Raw genomic sequence first — 24,288 nt, forward strand, 5'->3', positions numbered from 1 at the left:
GTGTTTCGTAAACCCATCCGCAACTGCTCGCCTGCACCAATGCCTGAATGTTAGAACCAGAAATGGGGCTAGACCGGGGCATTTCAACCCCGTCCAAACGATTTCAGTCTTCCAAAAGGAAGTGCGCCCGTGCGGTCGCGATGGGCTGGGAGCGGGACTTTTGCCAGGCGGTGATCATCACATTGGCTACGCGGTTGCCCTGGCGGGTGAGCTGACATTCAGCGAACGTCTCGCGGTTCAGGCCAGCACGAAGGTAATCGAGTGAAAAATCCACGATGCGGGGCATTCTCAGAGCTTCCTGGGACATCATCAGATAGATAACCGCTGACAACTCCATGAAGCCGCCGATCACCCCACCATGGATAGCTGGCAGTATCGGGTTACCCAGGTTTTCCTCTTTCATGGGCAGGCGAAAAATCAGGTCGTCGCCGAAACGGTCGCACTCGAGGCCGATGAAACGGGCGTAAGGGATACTCTCCAACATTCGAGAGAAATCCCCGGTGTCCTGGGTATAGCGGAGGATTTCCGGATTGGTCATTCTTCGCCTCCAGTGATCAAGTCGCGGAACGACTTCGGAGTCGCTTCCTTACCGATACGCATGAACGTACCAACACAGTTGGCGATGGTCTCCCCCGGCTCCTGATAGGCCTCACAGCGGGTAAAGATAATATTGCGGGTAACCTTATAGGTTTCAGCGCGGGCGTAGACCGGCTTGTGTGGTTCCGCCGGGCGCATGTAGTCCACCCTCAGGTCCAGGGTCGGGCACAACTCGAAGTCATCCAGGCTGCACATGATCACGGAACCGGAAGTGGTGTCCATCAGCGTTGTGATGGCACCACCATGGATAACGCCCGTATCCGGGTTGCCGATAATGCGGTCACTGTAAGGAAGGCATAGCGTCAATTGACCTACCTTTGCAGATGTTACTGTCAGGCCCAGTTCCCGTCCCTGGTTGAGGGTTTCTATAAACCGGCGGACCCGGTCCATCCTCATGGAGTCTTTCATAATGTTAGGCTCGTCAGGTCAGTTTTGGGTTTCTTTACCAACTTCTTTCTCGGTATCCGACTTTGGCAGCGGCTCCTCGAACACCTTGCCGGCTCGCAGCGCCTTCAGCGCGGTAGAGCGGAACTCCCGACGATACAAAACGATGACGATCAAGGTAGAGGCACCCATGAATACCAATGGGTGGATAAACCAGGAAACCACTGCCAAGGCGTAATAGTAAGAGCGCAACCCAAGGTTGAAGGCATCGCCAGCAAGATTGCAAACCCTTCCGGCGTTCTTTGCAAAGGCTTCCCTGGCAGCAGGACTTGCCTTGGTATCGGTTGTCAGCGGTGCACTGCCAATCAGCACGGAGACGAAATTGTACATCCGCATGGACCAGGTGAACTTGAAGAACGCATAGATGAAGATCACCATCAAAACGACCATCCGCATTTCCCAGATTTCCCGGCTGGGCAAGGTGCCAAACGGCATGGTACTGAACACTTCCATGACCTCTTGGGTGTATCCCAGCGCCGTGATGATACCGGCCAGGATCAACAAGCAACTGGACGCGAAAAAGGCACCGTTGCGCTCAAGGTTACCCACCACGGAGGCGTCGGATATGCGGTTATTCCGGCGGAGCATCACGCGCATCCAGTCTTCACGATAAAGGTCGAGTGTGTTGGAGAGGCAGGGTCGATCATTGGCCTTGCGCCTGGAATACTCGGAATAGCCCAGCCAGCAGATCAAAAACCAGACCAGGGCAATGAGTTCCAGATAGTTGCTCATGAAGTCGTTCCGGATGCGGTATAAAACGGGAATTGGAGTTTTTGATCATACCGCAAAGCCGACAAAGCCTCCATACAACAGGCCCTTACGGGTAGCATCACAGCCGCCCACAGAGATATGGTATAAACATCCCAATGCCCAGCAACGGCGACCGCGGGTATCCACGAGGGTCTGCCCAGGTATTCAAACAAGGAGTTTATCGTGAACGTTCACACAGGCTTTCGAGATCTTACCGTTTTTGTGGTGGTGGCCTTCCTTGCCGGGTGCTCAGTCAACCCGGTCACCGGCGAAAAGCAGCTGTCACTGATTCCCGAGAGCCAGGAGCTTTCCATCGGCAGCGAGCAGTACAAACCCACGCAGCAAACCCAGGGTGGCCAGTTCTACCTCGACCCGGAATTGAATCTGTACGTCAGTCAGGTAGGCCAGAAGCTGGCAAAGGTCAGTGACCGTCCCGACCTACCCTATGAGTTTGTGGTTCTCAACAGCAGTGTTCCCAATGCCTGGGCGCTTCCTGGGGGGAAGATTGCCATCAACAGGGGTCTGTTGATGGAGTTGGAGGATGAGGCCCAGTTGGCGTCGGTTCTTGGCCATGAAATAGTTCACGCGGCCGCACGCCACAGTGTCCAACGCATGCAGCAAGGCATGTTGATCAGCGCAGGCGTGGCGGGGTTGGGTTTTGCCCTGTCTGATAACGAATGGGCCGGCCTGATCATGGGCGGCGCGGCCATGGGTGCACAGCTCGCGCTCGCCCAATACAGCCAGGGGGATGAGCTGGAATCTGACCATTATGGCATTCGTTACATGAAAGCAGCCGGATACGACCCACAGGCAGCCGTGGAATTGCAGGAAGTGTTTGTACGGCTCTCTGAGGGCCGTGACACAAGCTTCATTGAAGGGATGTTCGCCACTCACCCGCCGTCACAGAAACGCGTTCGTGAAAACCAGGAACTGGTCAATAAAATTGGCGCGGGCGGCTATCGCGGCGAAGAAACCTACGAGAAGAAGCTGTCGTTCCTGCGCAGCCGCCAGCCTGCTTACGATGCCTATGACGAAGCCATGAAACTGGCCAGCAACGACAAGCTGGACGAAGCACTCGCCAAAGTGAATGAGGCCATCAAGGTAGAACCGGAAGAAGCCGCTTTCTACTCACTTCGTGGGCGCATCTACCGGGCCAAAGAAAACCTTGATAAAGCCGCCGCAGACTTCGACAAGGCCACGTCGTTGTATCCGGAGATGTTCACTTACCAGCTTCACAGCGGCCTGAATGCCCTGGAGCTGAACAATTATGACAAAGCCCGCGAACACCTGAGCCAGGCCAATCAGGTTGTGCCGACATCAATCGCCTACCTGCGGCTGGGTGATGTCGCTGTCAAGCAGGGTAAACGCCAGGAAGCCATCCAGTATTACAGCACCGCAGCAGAGGCCGGCGGTGAGGTGGCCGAGGAAGCAAAACGCAAGCTGGCCCAACTGACGCAGAACTGACGTCATCGTCCGCATTGACTTTTAGAGCAATAACTCTAAAAATCGATGTACTTAAACAACAATCGGACGATTGCCATGCTTGCGAAACGTATCCAGCCGATGGTGTTCCAGGCCCGGCGGCTTTATGTGGAGCTGATGTTCCAGGTGATGGGGCGCGCGCTCCAGGCTGTCAGTGAAATTGATTCCGCGGTGCAAAAGGAAGCCCGGGCCCTGCCCGATGGCTTCCTGTTTGAAATGATGGTGATGCCAGACGGGTCACGACTCATTGTTGAGCACACAGGGAATGGCCGCTTTCATTACCATGGGGACTCCGCACCTCGCCCGGTGGACCTGTCCATTCAGTTCAAGCACATCGCTCACGCCTTCCTGGTGCTCTCGTTCCAGGAGAAAACCTCGGTGGCGTTCGCCAATGACCGCATGCTGGTGGATGGCGATATCAGTTATGCCATTCGCATGACCCGCGTCCTCAATCGGCTTGAAACCTTCATCCTGCCCAAGCTGGTGGCGAAACGTGCGGTAAAGGAATACCCCTCAAACCTTCACCTGCCTGAGAAACTCCTCAGCGCAGCCCGTATCTACCTCAAGGTTGCAACCCATTTTGTCGAGACGGTAAGAGCATAATGACGAACCAATATTACGAGTTTTTCTGCCCGGTCAAAGTCATCGCCGGCAAAGCGGCTCTTGAGCATATTCCTTACGAGCTCACCGGCCTCGCCGCCAAGCGCCCGATGATCGTAACCGACAAGGGTGTCAGGGCCGCCGGCCTTCTGGACCCGGTAGTCGCGGCCTGCGAGGAAAGCGGGCTGGAAATTATCAGCATCTACGACGATGTACCGCCGGATTCGTCCACCGACGTGGTCAGGGACATTGCCGGCATCTATCGTAGCGAGAAATGCGACTCCATCATTGCGGTGGGTGGTGGCTCTGCCATCGATACCGCCAAGGCCGTGAACATTCTGGTGTCAGAAGGCGGAGATGACATCGCCGCCTACAGTGGCGCGGGGGTGATCAAACATCCCCTGAAACCGTTCCTGGTGGTTCCTACCACCGCCGGTACAGGCTCGGAGGTAACGTCGGTAGCCGTCATCACTGACACAACCAAATCGGTGAAACTCCCCTTCACTTCGTCATTCCTGCTGCCCAATGCGGCCGTGATCGACCCCAGGATGACACTGACACTGCCTCCCCACATCACGGCTGCCACCGCCATGGACGCCATGACCCATGCCACGGAAGCCTTTACCTGCATGGCCAAGAACCCGCTTAGTGATGCCTATGCCACAGCGGCGGTTAAAAAGATCAGCACCTCGCTGTTGCAGGTCATGGATAACCCGAAAGACAGCGATGGCCGACTGGAGCTGGCGCAGGCCTCGACCATGGCCGGGATCGCCTTCTCGAACTCCATGGTGGGACTGGTTCACGCCCTCGGGCACGCCACCGGCGCCATCTGCCACCTGCCCCATGGTTTGTGTATGAGCCTGTACCTGCCTTACGTACTGGAGTACAACCTCGAGTCGATCCGGGCACCGCTGGGCGAGTTACTGCTCTACCTCGAGGGGCCTGATGTCTATTCCGCCACACCGGCCAGCCGCCGCGCGGAAGCCAGCATATCAGCCCTGCGCAAGCTGCGAGACGAGCTCCACAAACGCTGCAAACTGCCCCGCACTCTCAAGGAAACAGGCAGCGTTGAGGAACACCAGCTTGATACCATCGCCGAAATGGCCATGGACGACGGCGCCATGATGTTCAATCCGAAAGAGGTTAGCCTCGAAGATGCTCGCGCGGTTCTGAAGCGCGCCTGGGCCTGATCGGGTAACGCCCGGCACCCGGCTCAGGCCGGGTGTTTCAGGCCCTTCAGGGAATACAGGCCGACACTCAACGCTACAAAAACATTCAAATCATGTCATTGAAATTGACAGGAGAAACAGTGACAATTCCGCAGTAGCTGGCAGGGATGTAGCCGGATTAGAATATCTCCTTGAAACAGAGCCTCGCATCTATGCGCAAAGACTCATCCAGTCGGCACATCCTGATCTCTATTGCGTCACTGGCACTCCTGTTTACGTCCCTCTGCGGCGCAACCGCATTCGCTAACGAGGAAGCTCCCTCACAGGACGCAGAGCGCGTATTCCGATTTAACGTCTCGCCGAATGGCTACCCCCCTTACCTGATCACAGAAGGCGACAAACAGTCCGGCATCATGTGGGACGTGGTTGTCCTGGTGGCTAAGCAGTTGGATTATCGCGTTGTCGCCGAAAAAATTCCCCGCAAACGGGTCGATCAGATGCTGATGGACGGCTACATAGACGGCACCACCCGGGCGAAGGAATGGACTGACAACCCCGAGGATTTTGTCTTCACAGATCCCGTGGTGAATATTGAAGAAGTCCTGTTTGTGCCGAAAGACTCAGCGTTTCAGTTTGAAGTGCCTGAGGATCTGCTTTCGAAAACCCTGGTAACCCACCTCGGTTACCATTACCCCGCATTGGAACCGTACTTTGAGTCAGGAGACATCAGGCGCTTTGACGTCTCCAAGGACCGGGACATGTTCCTGTACGTTCTCCATGGCGAAGATCTCGACGCCGCGATCGCAGATCGCCTGGTTGGCAAGTGGATCCTGAGGAACGAGGGGCTCCAGAGAGAGTTCACCACTACCTCGACCAAGCTCAGCGAATACGGTTTCCGACTGATGCTCCGGAAGGAGTGGGCACCTTTTGCCAACGCGTTTAACCGGGAACTCCAAGCCCTCCGGGAAAACGGCAGACTGGATGAAATTCTCTCCAACTACCGTTAACTCCGGAATCGCCTCTGTTATTCAAGTCGCCTGAGCAGGAGCATCGGCGATACGCTCAATACGGGCTTCAATTGCCAGCGACCGAACAGCGCCAACACCAAGGCACTGAACAGTGGGATGGGCAGTATGGTCTGCCAGTGCCAACGGAACTCGCCTTCAAACATGCGGAACTGCAACGCCCAGACGGCGCCTTCCGCAGCCGCAACGCCGAGAATACCGGCAAAGAATCCCAGCAACGCGAATTCCAGCATGGTACTCCTTACCAGCAGTGTCTGTCGGCCGCCCAGAGTCCGCAGCAGCGCACCTTCCCGTTGCCGATCCTGCATGGTGGCACTGACTACCGCAGCCATCACAACCAGAGCGGCGGCCAGGATCAACGCCAATATCGCTTCGATAGCCTGGGTAACCTGCCGTACGATTTCCTGAATACGCTCAATCACATGGTCGATTTCAAGTACGGAAACCGTGGGAAACCGGCGTGAAAAATCGTTGAGCTGGGATTTCAGGTCCGCCGGCAGATAGAACGCCGTAATCCACGTGGCGGGCATGTCTTCCAGCCCACCTCCCGGAGGAAACGCCATGTAGAAATTGGGTTTCATGCTGTCCCACTGGACCGTACGAACACTGGTCACGGTTTCCGAGATCTTCTCTGAGCCAATGGTGAAGCCAAGCTCATCCCCCACCTCAACACCGAGCTTTCCAGCCAGCTCCGCTTCAATGGAGACACCGTCGGTCTGCCCGTTCGTGAACCATTGGCCAGCAACAATGCCGTTGTCCTCCGGCAATTCTTCCATCCAGGTCAGGTTTAACTCGCGGTTAAGGGCACCGACCCGCTCGTCCTTGGTCACGGCTTCCTTCACCGGCTTCCCATTCAACTCGGTAAGCCGGCCACGGACCATGGGATACAGCTTCTCCAGTGGGTGCCCGCGTTCCGCCCAGAATGCATCCACCTCATCCACCGCCTCCGGGGCGATGTTGATCAGGAAGTGATTGGGCGTGTCTTCAGGCAATTGCGACTGCCAGTCGTCCAGCAGGGACGTTCTGACAAGGATCAGCGTGGCCGCCAGCATCAACGTCATGGCGAAGACCGCAATCTGGGACAGGCTGGCTCGGCGATGCCGGTACAGACCCACAAGTGCCAGCCGCCAGGCGTTCCCACCACCACTGATGCGGCGCAGCGTAGTGACCATCAACCACCCAAGCAGGCCCAGAGTACCGAGCAGCAAGGCAAGCCCACCAAGCAGGGACAACACCAGGGACACTTCCCTGGCATACATCCATACCAAGCCAAAGATTGCGACGACTGCAATCACCAGGTCGGGAATCGCTTCGCGGCCGGATTCGCCAGGCTGGCTTCGCAACACCCGCATCGCCGGTACATTCCGCAGCCTTCGGATGGGCGGATACGCAAAGGCAAACAGCGACACCAGCGCTGTCAACAACGCCGGCGCCAACGCATTGGGATCAATCTGGTAGTCTATCTGCCGCTCCAGCACATCCCCCAACACGCTGGACAGCAGCCAATACAGAGGTAAGGCCACCAACAGGCCGCCAACGGCACCAACAATACCCCACAGAGCCAATCGACGCAGGTACAGGCGGCCTATTCCCTGGCTGCGAACCCCCAGGGTTTTCAACAGCGCGACAGTATCCCGTTGCGATAACGCGTACTGACGGCTGGCGACCGCCACGGCGACCGCCGCCAACATCACCGCCAGGCTGCCACCCAGCAACAGAAAACGCTCAGCCCGTTCCAGGGAGCGGGAGAAGGTCTCGCCGTCTCGCACACCCTCCCACTCGTGGCTGGGCTCCAGACGTGGCTGCAGCCAACCGTAGTAATCGTCGAGCAGCGCTTCTTCACCGGCAAACAGGTACACGTATTCAACCCGACTGCCCTCCTGAATCACACCGGTGGCGCCAACGTCATCCACGTGCATCATTACCCGCGGCGCCAGAGCGGACATATTGAAGCCGCCGTCCGGCTCACGCACCAGCAGGCCAGAAATGATCAGCCCCTGATTGCCAACCTCCAGGGTGTCTCCCAATTCGAGCTCCAGGAGTCGCAGCAAACGCGGGTTGATCCAGACCTCGCCCGGCGCAGGTCCATGGGCAACCGTTTGCCTCGGCGCCTCCGCACCCTCCTGGTATTCCACTTCGCCCCGCAGCGGGTATGCGTTGTTCACCGCTTTGACCGACACCAGCTGGAAATTCCCGGCACCAAAGACCATCGTGGAGAATTCGACCATACGGGCCGTTTCCAGCCCTCTTTGCTCGGCTTCCTGCATCCAACCCTCAGGAATCGGGCGGCCGTTTTCCGCTTCCAGTTGGCGATCCGCGGCAAGAAAAGAGCTGGCTGACGACACCAGGGTACGCTGCAACTGGCTGGCGAACAGGGCAATGGTTGCTACCGTGGCAACCGCGATGATCAGTGCCGAGAGCACCACACGAACATCCCGTTCCCGCCAGTCACGTTTGACCGACATGAGTTTCTTTGAAGCCGCCATCAGTTCACCGCTTCTGGCTGAGGGGCCGTCGAGGGCTCGGTCAATACACCGGCCTCGATATTGAATTGTCGGCCACAGCGGGCGGCAAGCCGTTCGTCGTGGGTCACCATGACCAATGTTGTGCCCTGCTCCCGATTCAGGGTCATCAACAGGTCGGATACGTCAGCGCCAGTGCGGTTGTCGAGATTGCCCGTGGGTTCGTCGGCAAACAGGATGGCCGGCTCGGAGGCAAAGGCGCGAGCAATGGCCACCCGCTGCTGTTCGCCACCGGAAAGCTGCCTCGGGGTGTGAGAGAGCCGTTCGCCAAGCCCGACCCGTTCCAGTAACTCCTTTGCTTTGGCTTTCGGAGAATCGAAACCGCCCAGCTCCAGCGGCAGCATAACGTTCTCCAGCGCGGTCAGGGCCGGCAATAACTGGAATGACTGGAACACGAAGCCAACACGGCGGGACCGGAGTTTCGCGCGTTCATCCTCACTGAGCTTGCTGATCACCGAACCATCAAGTTCAACGGTGCCATCAGATGGGGTATCCAATCCGGCCAACAGCCCCAACAACGTGGTTTTCCCGGAGCCGGAGCGCCCGACAATGGCGACGGATTCACCCCGGTTGATTTCCAGGCTGACCCCCTGCAAGATCGTCAACGTATCTGTCTCCAGGCTGACCTTGTGCGTCAGATTACTGACTTTCAGCATGGGGCTAACATTATCCGGTTTGTGATCACTTAAGTCGCTCACGAGCTCTCCACAACGGTTGTCTTGAACACAGGACCTCTATGCATACGGTATTTTTACGCCTGAGATCAATAGTTTTTCTCGCTTTAATGTGTGTTGGTGCCCAGGCTCAGGCCAGCCAGAGCACACTGATGATCGTTGGCGACAGCCTCAGCGCAGCCTATGGCGTGCAAACCGGGGAATCCTGGGTGGCTCTGCTTCAGGAACGGCTCGAGGGCGAGGGCCTGGACCACTGGCAGGTGGTGAACGCCAGCATCAGCGGCGAAACCACCGACGGCGGTCTGCGCCGCCTGCCGGATCTTCTGGATAAGAACGAACCCGCCGTTGTTGTCATCGAGCTCGGTGGTAACGATGGCTTGCGGGGATTTCCGCCCAACGTTATCCGCCAGAACCTGGCCCGGATGATTGAGCAGGTAAAGGAGGCGGGCGCCGAAACCCTGCTGGTGGGCATGCAGATTCCGCCCAATTACGGTCAGCGATATACCCGCGCCTTCGCGGACATTTACCCCGAACTTGCTGACCAGTACGAGACCGAACTACTCCCCTTTTTCCTGGAAGGTATCTATGACCAGGAAGGCATGATGCAGGGCGATAGCATTCATCCAACGGCAGAAGCGCAGGGTCAGTTGCTCGATAACATCTGGCCAGTACTGGAACCCATGCTCAGGGAATAGCCCTGCTTTAAGCCACCAGCGTGCGGGCATGCGCCACAGCCCGCCGCTCCGACCAGTAATAGCCATCCTGAACGTGCTCAACAAAGCCGACATGGCCGCCCCAGCGGGGCGCTTCCAGCCTCACGTAAGCGCCCAGTTGCGCACGGGATTCCGGAAAACATTGCCGGGACAGGAACGGGTCATCGGCAGCGTTAACCATCAGCGCCGGCACACGGATGTCCTTTAAAGTCCACAAGGCAGAACAGTTTTCCCAATAGTCCCTGGCATCTCGGAAACCGTGTAACGGGGCGGTGTAGCGGTCATCAAACTCATGGAAACTGCGAATCTTTTCGAACCCGGTAATATCGATCAGCCCCGGGAATCGTTTCGACTTCTCTTCCATCTTCGCGTGAAGGTCACGCAGAAAACGTTGCATGTAGATACGCCGGCTGGGCCGGGCCAGCGTATCGGCACTGCCGGCCAGGTCACAGGGTACGGAGTAGGTGATAGCGCCGCAGATACGGCTATCCACCTGCTCTGACTTCTGCCCGAGGTATAGCAGAGTGAGGTTACCGCCCATGCTGAAGCCCGAGAGCATCACTTTTCCATATCCCTGAGCAAGTCCATGCTGCACGACCCTGTCCAGGTCGCCAGTTGCGCCGCTGTGGTAAAAGCGGGGCTGGTGGTTCATCACACCGCCGCACGAACGAAAGTTCCAGGCCAATACATCCCAACCGTCGTTCAACAGCGCGCGCGCCAATCCCTGCATGTAAGGACGCTGACTGTGCCCTTCCAGGCCGTGGGATAACACCGCCAACCGGTCGTTCCCCTGGCGATACCAATCCAGATGTAACTCGTCATCGTCCTCTGTTGGCAGCGATTCCCTGACCGGCTTTGTCAGTGAAACCTTGCGAAACAGAGTCGGCCAGACAGACTGGACGTGGCCATTGCGCAACCACAGGGGTGGCTTGTAATACAGATTGTGGTCGTACAAAATTTAACCTTTCAATTCATGGGGTTGACGCCGCCGGGCAAAGTCCCTATTATGCGCGCCATTCCGACTTTGTTCCCCGATAGCTCAGTTGGTAGAGCAACGGACTGTTAATCCGTTTGTCGCTGGTTCGAGCCCAGCTCGGGGAGCCATTTACAGCACCTCCTCTCGCTGCATGAACTCCCGCAGCACCCGAAACAACGTCACCCCATCTCTGGTTCCTGCCATTTCCCGGATTGAGTGCATGCCAAACTGTGGCACACCGATATCCAGCGTTGTCACCCCAAGATTACCGGCGGTGAGCGGGCCAATCGTGCTTCCACACCCCATGTCACTGCGCACCACAAAAGTTTGATATGGCAGGTCAAGCTCATCACTGATGTGGCGGTACAACGCTGCTGAGCGGCTATTGGTGGCGTAACGCTGGTTATGGTTGACCTTGATCACTGGCCCCTGGTTCAAAAGCGGGCCGTGGTTCTCGTCGTGCCTGTCCATGTAGTTGGGGTGGATACCATGAGCGTTGTCCGCCGAGATCATCATCGAGCGGGCAATCGCGCGCGCCCGACCCTTACCGCACCAACGATCCAGAACCGCTGACAGGAACGGCCCCTGAGCCCCTTCCGCCGACATGCTGCCCACTTCCTCGTGGTCGTTGCATACCAGCAGCGCCGGTTCGTCTCCGGAAGATTCGATCAAAGCCTGCAGCCCTATGTAACAGCTCAGCAGGTTATCCAGCCGTGCCGATGCAATGAAGTCCTCGCGCAGCCCCACCAGCGATGCTGGCTGGGCGTCGTAGAAGCCAAGCTCATAGCCCAGAATTTTACGAACGCGGACACCCGGGGCCTCCGTGGCCAATTGGTCGGTCAGCAGATCGGTGAAGCGGGTGGTGTCGTCCTCCGGCACTTGCATCAATACCGGCGGAAGATCGGTTTGTGGATTAACCGTGCGATTGCTGTTGGCTTCCCGGTCCAGATGAATGGCGAGGCTGGGTATATACGCCACGGCCTTGCGAAAATCGATCAGTGTGTCTTTCACCGACCCGGACTCATCCACGTAAGTGACCCGACCCGCCAGGGACAGGTCACGATCAAACCAGGGATTCAGCAACACGCCGCCGTACACTTCCACACCCAACTGGAAAAACCCCTTGCGGCGCAGTTCCGGGTTGGGTTTCACCTTCAGACAGGGGCTGTCGGTGTGGGCACCCACCATACGAATACCGGCTTCCTCGGGGTCGCGGCGACCAGTGCGGAACGCCACGATGGATGAGCCGTTACGGATGGCGTAATAGCCCTGCCCCGCTTCCAGTTCCCAGTCTTCTTTCTCATCCAGGGCCCTGAAACCCGCCTGATCAAGACGATGCTTCATACTGGCTACAGCGTGCCAGGGGGTCGGTGATGCGTTCAGAAATTCGAGCAGATTGGTGTTAAATTCAGCGTGTTCCATGATGTCCCTGATAAACTGATAATTGCGGCGCCAGTATGGCATGATGGCGCCCGACGTCATATCCGTACAAAACGGCTGCCCGCGCAGCCCGGCTACCCGGAGAGTGTACCTTGCCCGCACCGCGTTTTCTTGATATCGAATACTGCCAGACCGACGACGTTCTGTTCCCCGTGGCCATGGCCTGGTCACTGGAAGACGGTCAGATGAAAACCGTCGTCATCGCCCCGGCCGACGAATGGATACCGGAAGACGCCGACCTGGGCGATATCGACCTGCTCTACCTGGAAGAACAGGGCGTACCCCTGATCGAACTGGCCCAGGAGCTTCATCAGGACCTGCCCGACCAGACGGTTTACGTGGACGGCATGGACCCGGACGAAATCCTGGTGGATCTGATCTTCACCGCCGTCGCCATGGACGCGCCCTTCGAAATCGCGGGCATGGAAGAACTGGTCACGTCCCTGCCCCGGGAAGCACTGGACGACCGACGCAGGCAACTGCTGTCCGACGAAGGCCTGGAACCTCAACTGCCCGAAAACGGGGTCTATGCATTATTATTGATTGCACGTGAGGAAGGCTTCTTCGACTGAACCCCATCCTACAACGTCGCTGGCAATGCGAACTGTGACTTGTGTCGACGTAACAAACAGTTACAGAAGGCAGAATCTGTCGGAATCCGACAACGCCAGGAAGCCCAATAACAATGAACACGCTGTTGCGACACCTCTTCACGGCCGCCACGCTTTCCGCAGCATTGCTCACACCGGGCATGGCCAGCGCACAGGATAAAGTTCCCCGCGAAGGCATGACCTACGTCGGCATTCTGGCCACCGGCCTCAACCACCGGTCTGTAGGCCAGAACACCCTCGAAACAGCCTGGTCAACCACAGGATCCATGGTGCTTGGAACACATATTTCCGAGTATTTTCACGTGGAGATCCGCGCAGGTGCGGGTACCACCACCGCCGAAATCGACAACGAACTGGAATTGGACATCGAGTACTTCGCCAGTTGGTACATCGGCGGCCATTACCCGATCACCGATTACGCCAACGCCTATGCCCAGTTCGGGTTTTCCCACGTTCAGGGGGTAGCCACTCTGACTCAGCTGGGCAAGGCCCGGGAAGCCGATCCTGACGATGACTCGCCCTACGCCTCAATCGCGGACGAATATCCGGACAGTTCCTTCAGCGTGAGCTGGCTGCTTGGCCTGGATTTCGAGGTTATCGATAATGGTTTCATCGTCCTGGAAGGTGGCCGGTTGTTTGAAGACACCGAAACCGGCGCGAACACCTTCCAGTTCTCAACCGGTTTTAAATACGAGTTCTGACCTGCCAGCACCGGTGAATTCGAGCATTGCGCTGAAAATCCCGGTCCAGGGTGTCCCGGGTCACTTCTTCAATGGCGAACTCCTCTTCCAGGCTCTCATCCAGCTTGAAGCGCCGGAAGTTGGTCGAGAAAATCAGCAGGCCCTCTGAGGTCAGCCGCTGCATCGCCTGGCGTATCAACCTGCCATGGTCTTTCTGAATATCCAGTACCCCGGCCATGCGGGCGGAATTCGAGAAGGTGGGCGGGTCCATAAAAATCAGGTCAAAACGCTGATCGCTGGTTGGCTTGCCCGCCAGCCACGCCAGGCAATCCGCCTGCTCCACCCGGTGATGGGATGCATCGGCACCGTTAAGCGCGAGATTCTCCTGAGCCCAGTTCACATAGGTTTTCGACATGTCCAGGCTCAGTGAACGGGTCGCGCCGCCGACCGCTGCGTGCACGGTGGCCGCTCCGGTATAACAGAAAAGATTCAGGAACCGCTTGCCCGCAGCATTCTGCTGAATCCAGTTGCGTACTGGTCGATGGTCCAGGAACAGGCCCGTATCCAGATAATCCTTGAGGTTCACCTTCAGAACACAACCATGTTCGTGAACGTTGAAAAACTCTCCGCTGGCTGCCTGCTTTTCGTACTGGCTGGTACCTGTCTGCCGCTGTCGTTGCTTGCAGACCATGTCTTCCCGCTCGACACCGATGGCGTCAGGAATCACCGCCAGAGCCTCGGCCAACCGTTCCCGTGCGGAACGCTCGTCGACTGACTTGGGAGCAGCGTACTCCTGAACGTGGACACGACCCTCGTAGACATCAATAGCGAGTGCAAACTCGGGCATATCGGCGTCATACAGGCGGTAACAGCCGATACCCTGCTTGCGGGCCCACTGGCCGACGGTCTTCATATTTTTCTTCAGGCGATTGCGCAGCATCGCAGCGCGCTCTTCATTGGCGATGCGAAGCGTCACCTCGCCAGGTACATCGGGCTCCCGCGGTGTCATGGCGCTGGCGTCATCCACGTTGAACAACAGCAACTGCGCCGGCAACTTGCCGTTGTAGAGTCGGTACTGCTTGTAGCTGCGAAGGCCTATGGATTTGCCGTACTCGGGCGCACCGGTGAATACGCCAAACCGCCAGCCCGGCAACGCTTCCTTAACGGCTTCACCCAGGCTGCGATAAAGACCACCCAGCTCCTTGCGTTCGCTCAGGCGCTCGCCGTAGGGAGGGTTAACCAGCACCAGGCCAGTCTCAGCCCAGGCCTCTTCGCGGCTGAACTGGTCAACTCCTTGCTGCTTGATGGTTACGATGCCTTCCAGGCCAGCCCGTTGCAGGTTGTTCCCTGCGGTTTGTATCACCCCTCGATCCTGGTCAAAGCCCAGGAAGGCAGGAACGCGCCCCTCAATGCCCTGCTTGCCTGTATAGGCGCGCTTCTCGGCTTCCTGGCGCAGTGACAACCACAGGTCCGGCTGGTGGCCCAGCCAACGCTCAAAACCGAAACGTTCGCGCTTGCGGCCGGGCGCCAGATCCAGAGCCATCATGGCAGCCTCAATCACCAGCGTGCCGGAACCACACATAGGGTCGATGAAATCGCCGCCGGCTTTCGCCAGTTCCGGCCAACCGCATCTCGTCAGCAGAGCCGCCGCCAGATTTTCCTTCAGTGGCGCTGCCCCCTTTTCCGTGCGGTAGCCCCGCTTATGGAGGCTGTCGCCGCTCAGGTCGATGCCTACCGACAGTTTGCCGCGATTCAGGCGTGCGGATACCGTTACATCCGGGTTTTTGGCGTCCACGGAAGGCCGCTGACCACTGGCACTGCGCAGACGGTCCACAATGCCATCCTTCACTCGCTGGGCACCATATTGCGTGTTTCGGATGGCTTCGTTCTGACCGACAAAGTTGACGCGAAAACTGCCATTCATCGGAATATGCTGCTGCCACTCCAGATCCGTCACACCCCCCAGCATCTGGTCACCGGAGGTGGCATCCACGTCCGCCAGATGAAGGATGACCCGGTTTGCGAGCCTCGACCACAGGCAGGCACGATAGCCACTTTCAAGGGTGCCGTTGGCCCAGACACCTGCCGGTGCGTTCCGGACCGGGTCCATGCCGAAGGTACGCAGTTCGTCCTCCAGCAAATACTCCAGGCCCTTGGGGCAGGTTACGAAAAAGTTAAGGTCTGACACGTTCGACTCCTGAGTCGTTTCTACGATGGCTAAGGTCGTGGGATTAGCGCATTTTCCGAGGTTTTCACTGGCTTGTTATGTCACACAACTATAAGAGAAGCTTCATATAGATGAAATAAATAGTGTACAAGGGCGCTGGCTTAGTCTTACCTTGTAGGTGACGCGTCGTTCCGGGGAGCCAACAAAGGGCTCTCTGTTAACAGGATCCTGACTGCTCTGGCCATACCTGACAATAGTGGGTTACCCCGGAAGGGTTGCCCCAAGTCTCGGCCACGGCAGATGTGTACACGCTTGTTCTGTTAATCCATCAGTGAGGAACGGCATGAAAAGACAGAAAAGAGATATGTACGCTCGTGCATTCAAACGGGGTTACCTGGCCGGCGTGTCCGGTAAAGCAAAAGACAGTTGCCCGTTGGAACAGCCGGAAGTTCGCCAGGAATGGCTCAACGGGTGGCGAGAAGGCCGCACAGATCAATGGGAGGGCATGACCGGCGTATCCGGCATCCACAGACTGGCAAACGTAACGGCATAACGTTGTTTGTCAGCACCCCGAATCTTTAATCTGATCTTTCAACAACACACAATTTGGCGCAGTACCCAGAGCAACCCAAACGGGTCCTCCCGACCCGTACCATGCGATGAAACGCCACGGGGTTTATTCCCCGCACGGGCCCGCTAAGCGGGCCCACTTTATTTCTGGCCTCACTTCCTGGCACACCTCATGGCACACCGTTCTCACCACCGCATCAAGTCAGACGCCGAATCGCGTCGACCGACTCCCGGATCAGCGCCGGACCGCGATAGATAAAACCGGTATAAATCTGCACTAACTTTGCGCCGGCACGAATTTTCTCAGCCGCGCTGTCACCGTCGGTAATGCCGCCTACCCCGATAATCGGTAACGACTCTCCCAGTTCCGCATACAGAGCCTGAATCACCCGGGTGGAAGACGCCTTTACCGGCGCCCCGCTGAGCCCCCCAGCTTCTTCCGCGTACCGATGCCCGGCAACGGCCTCGCGGCTGATGGTGGTATTGGTGGCTATGACACCGTCCAGCCCCGACTCTTTCAGAGCGTTGGCCACAAAGCGCACTCCGTCGTCGTCCATATCCGGGGCGATCTTCACCGCCAACGGCACGTAGCGCCCATGTTCCTTCTCACAACGTGCCTGCTCCTCCTTGATGGCGTGCATCAGGCCCTTTAGAGAGTCGCCAAACTGAAGATCCCGCAGGCCGGGCGTATTGGGGGATGATACGTTCACCGTGATGTAGTCAGCGCGGGAATACACCGCCGCGATACCTTTGCGATAATCTGACTCGGATTCCTCGTTGGGTGTGGCCTTGTTCTTGCCGACATTGATACCCAGTACGCCGGCGTAACGACGCTTGTCCACCTGATCCAGCAGGTGCTCAAGGCCATGATTGTTAAAACCCATCCGATTGATAATGGCGCTGTGCTCAGGGAGCCGGAACATTCTCGGCTTCGGGTTGCCGGGCTGAGCCAGAGGCGTGACAGTGCCTACTTCGATAAACCCAAATCCCAATGCGCCCAGGGCATCCAGATGATCAGCGTTCTTGTCGAGCCCTGCAGCCAGCCCAACGGGATTGGGAAACTCCAGGCCCATCACCTTGGTTGGCAGCGGCTCCGGCTTGCTGACGAGCGCCTGGAGCAACCCGAGCTTTCCTGCCATATCGAGCCCCGACAACGTCAGGTTATGAGCAGTCTCCGGTGGCAGCCGGAACAGCAGTTCGCGCATAATGCCATACATACACAATCTCCCTGATCGAGAACGATGCGGAGTATACCGGAAGTTTTCCACAGCATCGCCCTACACCTTAAATATGACGGCTAAATGTCTGTAGCGTTAAGCTCTTGTGACCTTTTCCACGGAATCTGTGGATAACCCTGTTGAAAATCGCGGGGCAACGCGGCCGAACCCTTGATATTCGCGCCAGCCTACAGATTGATCATTTTTTGATCAGTTTATTTATTTATAAATATCAAATATTTACGGAGCCTTTTCTGTCACGGCAGGCAGTTCGGTCACAGAATGTTACGTCATTCAGCGATTACGCCCATGTGCATAAAACATACAGTGGCAGGTTCGTTATACTGACGATCAGGCCCACGGAGAACCTCAATGACGGACCAGCAGACCTTTTCCTCCCAAGAACACAAGGGACTCCCCCAGGAGCGCAGGGCAGCATCGCGTGTAACCGTTATCGGAATGCTACTGGATGGTGTACTGGGCATTCTCAAGGTCATCGCCGGAACGCTGTTTCATTCCCAGGCGCTGTTGGTGGATGGCATTCATTCCTTTACGGATGTCGCATCGGACCTGGTCGTACTGGGCGTCATGCGGGTGTCCCGTCAAGCGCCAGACCAGGACCATCCTTATGGCCACCAACGCATAGAAACCATGGGCACCATGGTGCTCGGCAGCATCCTCATTGCCGTTGGCGCGGCCCTGGCCTGGGATAACACCCTGCGACTGCTTGATGGCGGCGCTGTGAACATTCCCGAATGGCCGGTGTTGGTGGCAGCCGTCATCTCCGTTGCCAGCAAGGAATGGATCTATCGCTACACACGCCGGGTTGGCATAGCGATCCGTTCGGACCTGATCATCGCCAATGCCTGGCACAGCCGCACTGATGCCCTCTCCTCCGTGGTGGTGCTCTTCTCGACCATCGGCGCCATGCTGGGCTACCTGTGGCTGGACATTCTCGCGGCAGTGATTATCTCCGGGATCATCATTCACATCGGTTGGCGCTTCACCCGCGACAGCGTGAAAGAACTCGTCGATACAGGCCTGTCCCCGGAAGATACCGAAGCACTGAAATACATCGCCAGTAAGACCGACGGCGTGCGCAACGTGCATGAACTTCGCAGCCGACGCATGGGGCATGACATCCTGCTGGATGTGCACCTTGTGGTGTCGCCGGAGATCAGTGTCTCCGAAGGGCATCAGATAGGAATGCAGGTGGTAAAAGCCATGCGCAATGCCCTGGACAACATTCTCGACATCAATTTCCACATTGATGCCGAGAACGACGAAATCCACCCCCAGACCTCCGAGCAACTGCCCGCCCGAGCGGAAATCCGCGAGGTACTTCACCAACACATAGAAAACCTGCCGTCCAACAACCGGCTACGGCTGCATTACCTCCGCAACCGGGTCCATATGGAACTGTTTATGGAGATTCCTGAGTCTGAGGCACTTCCTGACGCCCGTCAGATCAGCGAGGACCTGGGCCGCTACGCGTGGTTCGGCAGCCTCAGGATATGGCACGCCCATACCGAGAACTGACAGGGCGTCTAGCGACGCCGCTTTTCCTCCATGCGGGACAGGAACTCCTGCATGATCAGGGTGTATAACTCCCCTCCCAGGAATCGATCCTCGACCCCGGCATCAATGCTGGGGTTGTCGTTTACCTCAATGACTGCCACTCGGTTACCAGACTGTTTGATGTCCACACCGTAAAGGCCATTGCCGATCAGACGTGTGGCGTTGAGCGCTGCCTGGATGACGTTCCGGGGCACCTCGTACGTCGGCATGGTATCGAAACCACCGCTGTCCACTTCCGCGCCACCATGCTGGTAGATCTGCCAGTGTCCCTCCACCATGTAGTATTTACAGGCATAGATGGCCCGGCCGCCAAGCACCCCGATACGCCAGTCATAATCGGTGTAAAGATACTCCTGGGCCAGCACCAGTGCCGACTGTTTGAACAGCTCTTTCAGGCCCGCCCGCAGCGTTTTTTCATCCTCCGCCTTGGTGACTCCCCGTGAAAAGGCGCCGTCAGGAATCTTGATAACGGCAGGAAAGCCCAGATCACGAATCACCTGTTCAGCACTGTCTTTCTGATCCTTCGACAGAATCAGGGTTTTTGGTGTCGGGATCTTGTTGTTCTTCAACAGATCCGCCAGATAGACCTTGTTGGTACAACGCAGGATCGACACCGGGTCGTCGATCACCACCATGCCCTCGGCCTCGGCCTTGCGGGCGAAACGATAGGTGTGATGATCGATGGCAGTAGTCTCGCGAATAAACAGGCCGTCGTATTCCGGCAGCCGCATATAATCACGGCGGCCGATCTGCTCCACGTTAATCCCCAGCTTACGGCCAGCCTTCTCGAATTTCTCCAGCGCCTCTTTGTCGCTGGGAGGCATTTCCTCGTCCTCGTTGACCAGCATCGCAAGATCAAACCGATAACGACGGCGGGTACGGGGCTTGCGCCAGACCATGCTACTGAAACGGTCAAACGCCGCCGCGAATGCATCCTGTTCTTTCCCTTTCAGGTCGGCGGGACAGCCTGGCTTCATGGACGCTATCTGCCAGGTTTTGCCACGGCGGAACACCACGTCCAGAACCGGGCACGGGAAACGATCAAACAACGCGCGTGCAACCGGCTTCAAATCCCCATGTTCCGCCTGCCCGAAGTACGTGCGGACACGTACTTCCCGCGTGGCGTGGTTATTGTCACCGGCGGGCTCGATCTCAGCCCCGGCTTCCTCAAGCCAATTGATCACGCTCGCATCCAGTTCATCCAACTGCAGCGAGAACAGCCCTTTGCGGCTGAGGTCGTTGAGCGTCATCACAGACGGCACCACATGATGGCCACGAGCCTCAGCCAGCAGTGAACAGTAATAGCCACGACTGAGGTACCGGGCGCTCTGGCACAGGTTGATCACCCGCACCCGACTGGAAGTGGGCGCGGAAAACTGTAGATACTGATCAAAAGTCAGCACGTCTTCACTGGGGTAATACGGTGCCCAGTCCTTGGCGCGGTCAACAACAATCAACAATCGTGACATCAGTGGCATTCCTCCATGAAGGCAGTGCCGGAAGCTTGGGGAACACAGGCCCACCATGCGTCGACGGTGCCTGTACAATCTCGCAACAATACGCCGGAACGCTTTAGCCTACAATTAGCACGAAATGCGTGCTTTTACGCATGATTGCATGCTATCGGCAACGTCAGCACTCACTCATAATAGCCGTCAAAGCTGAATCCGGCGAAGTCGCCACATTTGAGTTATCCAGAGTTCTTTCCCTATGACATCACTCGCTTTTCGTCACGCCACAAGCGATGACCTGGACGCACTGGTAAAGCTGGAGAACCGCTGCTTCGCTGAAGACCGGATCTCACGGCGCAGCTTCCGGCGCTTCCTGGATATGCCGCGGGATCGCCTGATTGTCGCGATGGCCGGCAACGAGCTTGTGGGCTACTGCCTGGTATTAATGAGCACGGCCACCCGGCTGGCGCGAATCTATTCCATTGCTGTTTCGCCAGCGGAACGCGGCAGAAATATAGGCGAGCAATTGGTTCGGGAAGCAGAAGCTGCAGCGGTCGACGCAGGCCGCATCGTGATGAGGCTGGAAGTGCGGGAAGACAATGCCCCGGCGATACGGCTTTACCAACGCCTGGGCTATCGCCAGTTCGGCACCTATCGGGACTACTACGAAGACCACGGCACCGCCCTGCGCTTCGAGCGTCGCATCCTCTATTACGAGCCTTCCCGGGAATATCCGGCAGTGCCCTATTACCCGCAGACCACGGAATTCTCCTGCGGCCCGGCAGCTCTGATCATGGCCATGGCAGCCCTGGATGAGCAGCTGCCGATGACCACCTTGGAAGAACTGAAACTCTGGCGTGAAGCCACCACCATCTTTATGCTCGCCGGCCACGGTGGCTGCGGCCCCCACGGCCTGGCACTGGCTGCCTGGCACCGCGGCTTCCACGCCAGTGCCTACATCAGCAAAGAGGGTGCTCTATTCAAGGATACGGTTCGCAACGACGACAAGAAGCGAGTACTGGAACTGGTACACGAGGGCTTTCTCTACGACATCGGCCAGACCGGTATCGAACTCCATCACGATCCGCTCACCCTGAATGGGATTCAGGCTGCCCTCCACGATGGCCGTGTGCCGGTGATCCTGATCAGCACCTGGCAACTGAATCGCAGCCGCGTGCCCCACTGGGTGACGGTATGTGCGATGGATGATCAGTTTGTATACCTGCACGACCCTGAAATCGATACGGAGGTTGGTGAGACCGTCGCTGACAAGCAATACCTGCCGGTAGACCGCCGGGTGTTCGACCGTATGTCCCGATACGGCAAGAACCAACCATTGCAGGCTGCAGTCATTGTAGGACCAAGGCGTTAGCCGGTCCGCAAGGCGGCCTCTTTAAGCTCGGAAATATCATCCCTTAACCGCGCAGCCGTCTCGAAGTCCAGATCCGCGGCGGCCTTGTACATATCGTCTTCCAGACGGGTGATCTCCTTAAGAACCTCTTCCGGCGAGCGGTTACCCGCCTTGGCACGGTACTTCTCCGCCTCCTCGGCCGCCTTCTCGCCCGGACGCTCGGCCTTACGGCGACCGCGACCGCTGCCGCCACCGGCGCCTTCCATGATATCCGCGATCTTCTTGTTCAGACCCTGCGGCGTAATGTCATGCTCCTCATTATGGGCCGCCTGCTTCGCCCGGCGGCGCCCGGTTTCGTCGATGGCCCGCTGCATGGATCCGGTGATCCGGTCGCCATAGAGAATGGCCTTGCCATGGAGGTTACGGGCGGCGCGACCAATGGTCTGAATCAGCGAACGTTCCGAGCGCAGGAAACCTTCCTTGTCAGCATCCAGGATAGCCACCAGTGATACCTCTGGCATATCCAGACCTTCCCGCAGAAGGTTGATGCCCACCAGTACATCAAACTCACCCCTGCGTAAGTCGCGGATAATCTCAACACGCTCTACGGTATCAATATCCGAATGCAGATAACGCACACGGATATCATGCTCCATGAGGAAGTCGGTCAGATCTTCGGCCATACGCTTGGTGAGCGTGGTCACCAGAACCCGTTCGTTGACGTCGGTGCGCAGGCGGATCTCCGAGAGCAGATCGTCCACCTGGGTAGAGGCCGGGCGGACTTCGATTTCCGGGTCAAGCAGACCGGTTGGCCGCACCACCTGTTCGACCACCTGCCCTGCGTGCTCGGCTTCGTAGTTGCCGGGGGTGGCGGAGACGAACAGCATTTGAGGTGCAATCCGCTCCCACTCGTCAAAGCGCATGGGCCGGTTATCCAACGCAGAGGGCAGCCGAAAGCCGTACTCCACGAGGGTTTCCTTACGGGAACGGTCACCCTTGTACATGGCGCCGATCTGGGGAATGGTAACGTGGGATTCGTCCACCACCAGCATCGCATTGGCTGGCAGATAATCGAACAGTGTCGGGGGCGCCTCACCCGGCTGACGACCTGACAGGTACCGGGAGTAGTTTTCAATGCCGTTGCAGTATCCCAACTCCAACATCATCTCGATGTCGTAGCGGGTGCGCTCTTCCAGACGCTGCGCTTCCACCAGGCGATTGTTGTCCCTTAATTGCTGCAGGCGCTCATCCAACTCGACCTTAATGCGCTCAACGGCATCCAGCACTTTCTGCCTTGGCGTGACATAGTGGGATTTCGGATAAATGGTGACACGGGGCACACGCCGAAGAACCTCACCGGTCAGGGGATCAAAGTAACTGAGGTTTTCCACCTCGTCATCGAACAACTCAATGCGGATGGCTTCTTTCTCGGATTCCGCCGGGAATACATCGATCACATCCCCACGCACCCGATAATTGGCCCGGTGGAATTCAACATCGTTGCGGGTGTACTGCAGCTCGGCGAGGCGCCGGAGGATGTGACGCTGGTCGATCTGGTCACCCCGGTCCAGGTGCAGCATCATTTTCAGGTAGGACTGGGGGTCGCCCAGGCCGTAAATGGAGGATACGGTGGCAACAATGATGGCATCCGGCCGTTCCAGCAGGGCCTTGGTCGCCGAGAGGCGCATCTGTTCTATATGCTCGTTGATGGAGGCGTCTTTTTCGATGAACGTATCGGAAGATGGCACATAGGCTTCCGGCTGGTAGTAGTCGTAGTAGGAAACGAAATACTCCACCGCGTTGTCCGGGAAAAACTCACGAAACTCGCCGTATAACTGGGCCGCCAGGGTTTTGTTGTGGGCCATGATGATGGTCGGCCGCTGAACCTGCTGGATGACGTTGGCAATGGTAAAGGTCTTGCCCGAGCCGGTCACACCCAGGAGCGTCTGGTGTGCCAGGCCGGAGTGGATACCGTCCACCAGCCCATCAATGGCTTTGGGCTGATCCCCAGCTGGCTGAAACGGGGAATCCACCTTGAAGGCGCCGTCTTTCATGAGCGCGCCGGTTTCTGAAGTGGCCATAGTCTGGAGACATCCTTCATTCAATCAAAAGTGATCTGGGCAACGCATTGCACCGCGAATATCAAAAGGTGCAATCTGCAGAGAAACTTATCGTCACGCGGGCTTCATGATACCATCTGAATCGTCAAAGGCGGCCTGAACATGGTGAAAACCACTACCCCGAAGCCGCCGGAGCCCTATCAGACGCAGC

Annotated in this window: 21 protein-coding genes and 1 tRNA gene; 11 read left to right on the forward strand and 11 right to left on the reverse strand. The window is 57.5% G+C overall.

Features of this window, described 5'->3' with window-relative positions:
- Nucleotides 1–103 precede the first annotated feature (103 nt).
- Genes ACTRWH_RS19030 through ACTRWH_RS19040 form a run of 3 tightly spaced genes read right to left on the reverse strand, consistent with a single transcriptional unit; the run spans nucleotide 104 to nucleotide 1,773 of the window.
- Nucleotides 104–538, reverse strand: a complete 435-nt coding sequence (locus ACTRWH_RS19030) for a PaaI family thioesterase (RefSeq protein ID WP_292046166.1) — start codon at nucleotides 536–538, stop codon at nucleotides 104–106.
- On the reverse strand, nucleotides 535–1,005 hold the full coding sequence (locus tag ACTRWH_RS19035; protein WP_462826739.1) for a hotdog fold thioesterase: 471 nt from the start codon (nucleotides 1,003–1,005) through the stop codon (nucleotides 535–537). The genes ACTRWH_RS19030 and ACTRWH_RS19035 overlap by 4 nt, the downstream gene beginning before the upstream one ends.
- An 18-nt stretch (nucleotides 1,006–1,023) precedes the next feature.
- A complete protein-coding gene (locus ACTRWH_RS19040) occupies nucleotides 1,024–1,773 on the reverse strand; it encodes a DUF599 family protein (protein WP_462826740.1) in 750 nt (249 codons plus the stop codon).
- Nucleotides 1,774–1,974: 201 nt separating this feature from the next.
- Between ACTRWH_RS19040 and ACTRWH_RS19045 the strand changes: the two genes are divergently transcribed.
- The 4 genes from ACTRWH_RS19045 (at nucleotide 1,975) to ACTRWH_RS19060 (ending at nucleotide 6,049) form a co-directional block, all read left to right on the forward strand.
- Nucleotides 1,975–3,255 (forward strand): M48 family metalloprotease, encoded by a 1,281-nt coding sequence (locus tag ACTRWH_RS19045; protein WP_462826741.1) that lies wholly within the window; start codon nucleotides 1,975–1,977, stop codon nucleotides 3,253–3,255.
- A gap of 75 nt (nucleotides 3,256–3,330) precedes the next feature.
- Nucleotides 3,331–3,876 (forward strand): hypothetical protein, encoded by a 546-nt coding sequence (locus ACTRWH_RS19050; protein ID WP_007154360.1) that lies wholly within the window; start codon nucleotides 3,331–3,333, stop codon nucleotides 3,874–3,876.
- A complete protein-coding gene (locus ACTRWH_RS19055) occupies nucleotides 3,876–5,063 on the forward strand; it encodes an iron-containing alcohol dehydrogenase (protein WP_041333110.1) in 1,188 nt (395 codons plus the stop codon). The genes ACTRWH_RS19050 and ACTRWH_RS19055 overlap by 1 nt, the downstream gene beginning before the upstream one ends.
- A gap of 191 nt (nucleotides 5,064–5,254) precedes the next feature.
- The gene (locus ACTRWH_RS19060; RefSeq protein WP_127401025.1) at nucleotides 5,255–6,049 is read left to right on the forward strand and encodes a substrate-binding periplasmic protein; all 795 of its coding nucleotides are present in this window, start codon (nucleotides 5,255–5,257) and stop codon (nucleotides 6,047–6,049) included.
- Between the two features lie 17 nt (nucleotides 6,050–6,066).
- Here the strand turns inward: ACTRWH_RS19060 and ACTRWH_RS19065 are convergent, their stop codons facing one another.
- Together ACTRWH_RS19065 and ACTRWH_RS19070 are read right to left on the reverse strand one after the other, a co-directional pair.
- The gene (locus ACTRWH_RS19065) at nucleotides 6,067–8,553 is read right to left on the reverse strand and encodes an ABC transporter permease (protein WP_228210742.1); all 2,487 of its coding nucleotides are present in this window, start codon (nucleotides 8,551–8,553) and stop codon (nucleotides 6,067–6,069) included.
- A complete protein-coding gene (locus ACTRWH_RS19070; RefSeq protein ID WP_082040509.1) occupies nucleotides 8,553–9,245 on the reverse strand; it encodes an ABC transporter ATP-binding protein in 693 nt (230 codons plus the stop codon). The genes ACTRWH_RS19065 and ACTRWH_RS19070 overlap by 1 nt, the downstream gene beginning before the upstream one ends.
- An 80-nt stretch (nucleotides 9,246–9,325) precedes the next feature.
- On the opposite strand from ACTRWH_RS19070, the gene ACTRWH_RS19075 reads away from it, so the two are divergent.
- On the forward strand, nucleotides 9,326–9,958 hold the full coding sequence (locus tag ACTRWH_RS19075; protein ID WP_041333102.1) for an arylesterase: 633 nt from the start codon (nucleotides 9,326–9,328) through the stop codon (nucleotides 9,956–9,958).
- A 7-nt stretch (nucleotides 9,959–9,965) separates the two neighbouring features.
- On the opposite strand, the gene ACTRWH_RS19080 is transcribed toward ACTRWH_RS19075, so the two are convergent.
- Entirely contained in the window at nucleotides 9,966–10,931 is a 966-nt protein-coding gene (locus tag ACTRWH_RS19080) for a YheT family hydrolase (RefSeq protein ID WP_075196903.1), read from the reverse strand.
- A 73-nt stretch (nucleotides 10,932–11,004) separates the two neighbouring features.
- Between ACTRWH_RS19080 and ACTRWH_RS19085 the strand changes: the two genes are divergently transcribed.
- Nucleotides 11,005–11,080: transfer RNA gene (locus ACTRWH_RS19085), tRNA-Asn, on the forward strand.
- Nucleotide 11,081: 1 nt separating this feature from the next.
- Here the strand turns inward: ACTRWH_RS19085 and ACTRWH_RS19090 are convergent.
- Nucleotides 11,082–12,374 (reverse strand): M18 family aminopeptidase, encoded by a 1,293-nt coding sequence (locus ACTRWH_RS19090; RefSeq protein WP_075196937.1) that lies wholly within the window; start codon nucleotides 12,372–12,374, stop codon nucleotides 11,082–11,084.
- A gap of 110 nt (nucleotides 12,375–12,484) precedes the next feature.
- Here ACTRWH_RS19090 and ACTRWH_RS19095 point away from each other — a divergent pair, with 110 nt between their 5' ends.
- Together ACTRWH_RS19095 and ACTRWH_RS19100 are read left to right on the forward strand one after the other, a co-directional pair.
- Nucleotides 12,485–12,964: a hypothetical protein gene (locus ACTRWH_RS19095; protein ID WP_036208396.1), complete on the forward strand. Its 480-nt coding sequence runs from the start codon at nucleotides 12,485–12,487 to the stop codon at nucleotides 12,962–12,964.
- A gap of 113 nt (nucleotides 12,965–13,077) precedes the next feature.
- A complete protein-coding gene (locus ACTRWH_RS19100; protein ID WP_127401020.1) occupies nucleotides 13,078–13,704 on the forward strand; it encodes an outer membrane beta-barrel protein in 627 nt (208 codons plus the stop codon).
- Here ACTRWH_RS19100 and rlmKL read toward each other — a convergent pair.
- A complete protein-coding gene (gene rlmKL, locus ACTRWH_RS19105) occupies nucleotides 13,688–15,871 on the reverse strand; it encodes a bifunctional 23S rRNA (guanine(2069)-N(7))-methyltransferase RlmK/23S rRNA (guanine(2445)-N(2))-methyltransferase RlmL (protein ID WP_228210743.1) in 2,184 nt (727 codons plus the stop codon). The genes ACTRWH_RS19100 and rlmKL overlap by 17 nt on opposite strands.
- Nucleotides 15,872–16,193: 322 nt before the next feature.
- Here rlmKL and rmf point away from each other — a divergent pair, with 322 nt between their 5' ends.
- Nucleotides 16,194–16,403, forward strand: coding sequence for a ribosome modulation factor (gene rmf / locus ACTRWH_RS19110; protein ID WP_040474610.1), 210 nt, complete (start codon nucleotides 16,194–16,196; stop codon nucleotides 16,401–16,403).
- Nucleotides 16,404–16,617: 214 nt separating this feature from the next.
- Here rmf and ACTRWH_RS19115 read toward each other — a convergent pair whose 3' ends face one another.
- Nucleotides 16,618–17,637, reverse strand: coding sequence for a quinone-dependent dihydroorotate dehydrogenase (locus tag ACTRWH_RS19115; protein ID WP_041333094.1), 1,020 nt, complete (start codon nucleotides 17,635–17,637; stop codon nucleotides 16,618–16,620).
- A gap of 372 nt (nucleotides 17,638–18,009) precedes the next feature.
- On the opposite strand from ACTRWH_RS19115, the gene ACTRWH_RS19120 reads away from it, so the two are divergent.
- Nucleotides 18,010–19,176, forward strand: coding sequence for a cation diffusion facilitator family transporter (locus tag ACTRWH_RS19120; RefSeq protein ID WP_228210744.1), 1,167 nt, complete (start codon nucleotides 18,010–18,012; stop codon nucleotides 19,174–19,176).
- An 8-nt stretch (nucleotides 19,177–19,184) separates the two neighbouring features.
- Here ACTRWH_RS19120 and ACTRWH_RS19125 read toward each other — a convergent pair whose 3' ends face one another.
- Entirely contained in the window at nucleotides 19,185–20,684 is a 1,500-nt protein-coding gene (locus ACTRWH_RS19125) for a RimK family protein (protein WP_041333093.1), read from the reverse strand.
- 241 nt (nucleotides 20,685–20,925) lie between these two features.
- Here ACTRWH_RS19125 and rimI point away from each other — a divergent pair, with 241 nt between their 5' ends.
- The gene (gene rimI / locus ACTRWH_RS19130; RefSeq protein WP_462826742.1) at nucleotides 20,926–22,038 is read left to right on the forward strand and encodes a ribosomal protein S18-alanine N-acetyltransferase; all 1,113 of its coding nucleotides are present in this window, start codon (nucleotides 20,926–20,928) and stop codon (nucleotides 22,036–22,038) included.
- On the opposite strand, the gene uvrB is transcribed toward rimI, so the two are convergent.
- Nucleotides 22,035–24,071, reverse strand: a complete 2,037-nt coding sequence (uvrB, locus tag ACTRWH_RS19135; protein WP_292046241.1) for an excinuclease ABC subunit UvrB — start codon at nucleotides 24,069–24,071, stop codon at nucleotides 22,035–22,037. The genes rimI and uvrB overlap by 4 nt on opposite strands.
- Nucleotides 24,072–24,288: the final 217 nt, after the last annotated feature.

Source organism: Marinobacter sp. G5_S1_61_S3, assembly GCF_054968585.1.